Annotated in this window: 2 protein-coding genes; both read left to right on the top strand. The window is 61.7% G+C overall.

Annotated features, from left to right (window positions below; translation table 11 throughout):
* The first annotated feature begins 125 nt into the window (after positions 1-125).
* Positions 126-1,622: an IS21 family transposase gene (gene istA, locus ACX3P0_RS25140; RefSeq protein ID WP_459092930.1), complete on the top strand. Its 1,497-nt coding sequence runs from the start codon at positions 126-128 to the stop codon at positions 1,620-1,622.
* Positions 1,619-2,377, top strand: a complete 759-nt coding sequence (gene istB / locus ACX3P0_RS25135; protein WP_459092928.1) for an IS21-like element helper ATPase IstB — start codon at positions 1,619-1,621, stop codon at positions 2,375-2,377. The genes istA and istB overlap by 4 nt, the downstream gene beginning before the upstream one ends.
* Positions 2,378-2,510: the final 133 nt, after the last annotated feature.

Below are 2,510 nucleotides of genomic sequence, written 5' to 3'. Positions count from 1 at the left end.
TGAGAGCGGCGGTGCAAAAGTCGGCCACGGTAACGGCGCGCTAATCTCGCCGTAGGGGCGGAGTAAAATCCGGCCACCTATCTTCCTTCTGCATTGAACGCAGGAGGGACAAGGGGATCTACACCGTGGAATTATATCTGAAGGTTCGCTTGGCTGTTTCGGAAGGGATGAGCCGGCGTCAGGCTGCAAAGCATTTCAACATATCTCGCGACAGCGTTTCCAAGATGGTGTCGTATTCGACGCCGCCCGGCTATCAGCGTCAGTTGCCGATCCGGCGTCCCAAGCTGGATGCGTTCGTTTCAACCATCGAGCATTGGCTGGAGGAAGACCTGAAGGTGCCGCGCAAGCAGCGCCATACGGCCAAGCGGGTGTTCGACCGGCTCCGGGACGAGCGCGGGTTCACCGGCGGCTATACGATCATCAAGGACTACATGCGCGAGCGGGATCGGCGTCGCCAGGAGGTGTTCGTGCCGCTGTCGCATCCACCCGGCCATGCGCAGGCCGATTTCGGCGAGGCGATGGTGGTGATCGGCGGCGTGGAGCGCAAGGCGCACTTCTTCGTGCTTGACCTGCCGCATAGCGATGGCTGCTATGTGCGTGCCTACCCTGCGGCGGTGTCGGAGGCCTGGGTCGATGGCCACATCCATGCGTTTGCCTTCTTCGGGGCCGTGCCGCAATCGATCGTCTACGACAACGACCGATGCCTCGTGGCCAAGATACTGCCCGACGGCACGCGCAAGCGCGCCACTCTGTTCAGCGGGTTTCTGTCCCACTACCTGATCCGGGACCGTTATGGCCGTCCGGGGAAAGGCAACGACAAGGGGAACGTCGAGGGGCTCGTTGGCTATGCCCGTCGCAACTTCATGGTGCCGATCCCACAGTTTGCGACATGGGAGACGTTCAACGCCTGGCTGGAAGAGCAATGCCGCAAGCGCCAGCGCGACAGGCTGCGCGGCGAGAACGAGATGATCGGGGAACGGTTGCAGCGCGATCTTGCCGCGATGCGCGCGTTGCCGGCCTCGCCCTTCGATGCCTGTGATCAGGCCAGTGCCAAGGTAACAGCCCAGTCGCTTGTACGCTACAAGACCAACGACTATTCCGTCCCGGTCGCCTATGGCCATCAGGATGTCTGGGTCCGGGGCTATGTCGACGAGGTGGTGATCGGCTGCCGTGGCGAGATCATCGCTCGCCATCCGCGGAGCTGGGAACGGGAAGACGTCGTCTTCGATCCTCTCCATTACCTGCCGCTGATCGAGCAGAAGATCAATGCGCTGGATCAGGCCGCACCTCTCCAGGGCTGGGACCTGCCCCAAGAGTTCGCCACGCTGCGCCGGCTAATGGAAGGCCGCATGGCAAAACATGGCCGGCGGGAGTATGTGCAGGTTCTGCGCCTGCTAGAAAGCTTCGAGCTTGCCGATCTGCATGCGGCGGTAAAGCAGGCTCTCCAGCTCGGCGCGATCGGCTTCGATGCCGTCAAGCATCTGATCTTGTGCCGGGTGGAGCGCCGGCCGCCACGACTGGACCTGTCCATCTACCCATACCTGCCGAGGGCCACGGTCGAGACGACATCGGCGAAGGCCTATATGCGACTGCTTTCCGCGCATGGGGAGGAAGCGGCATGAGCACTGACGTGCCTGAGATCCTGCTCTCCCATTACCTCAAAACCCTCAAGCTTCCGACCTTCCAGCGCGAGTATCAGAAGTTGGCTCGGCTATGCGCCACCGAGGGCGTCGATCATGTCGGATATCTCACCCGGCTGTCCGAGCAGGAGATGATCGAACGGGACCGCCGCAAGGTTGAACGCCGCATCAAGGCGGCCAAGTTCCCTGTCGTCAAAAGCCTCGACAGCTTCGACTTTGCCGCCATTCCCAAGCTCAACAAGATGCAGGTGCTGGAACTGGCGCGTTGCGAATGGATCGAGCGTCGCGAGAATGTCATCGCCCTTGGTCCTTCCGGCACGGGCAAGACCCATGTGGCTCTCGGGCTCGGCCTGGCCGCATGCCAAAAGGGCATGTCCGTCGGCTTCACGACAGCCGCTGCGCTGGTCAGCGAGATGATGGAAGCGCGCGACGAGCGGCGTCTGCTTAGGTTCCAGAAACAGATGGCCGCTTACCAGCTTCTCATCATCGATGAGCTTGGCTTTGTGCCACTCTCCAAGACTGGCGCGGAATTACTCTTCGAGCTGATCTCGCAACGCTACGAACGGGGTGCCACCCTGATTACCAGCAACCTGCCATTTGACGAATGGACCGAAACGCTCGGATCTGAGCGCCTCACCGGCGCGCTGCTCGACCGCATCACCCACCACGTGAACATTCTCGAGATGAACGGCGACAGCTACCGTCTCGCCCAAAGCCGCGCCCGAAAGGCCGGCTGAAACACCCTCGCAAAATCGCCGCGTGCGTATGAGACCCCCGCTCGGGCTACGCCCTCCCGGCGGTCTCATACGCACGCAAACCGTGGCCTGGTTTTACTCCGCCCATTGGCCTGATTTTGCTCCGCCGTTGACA

This window comes from Mesorhizobium sp. A556 (assembly GCF_054489545.1).
Note: the sequence above shows the minus strand (reverse complement) of the source record. Positions and strands in the feature narration are given on the sequence as shown.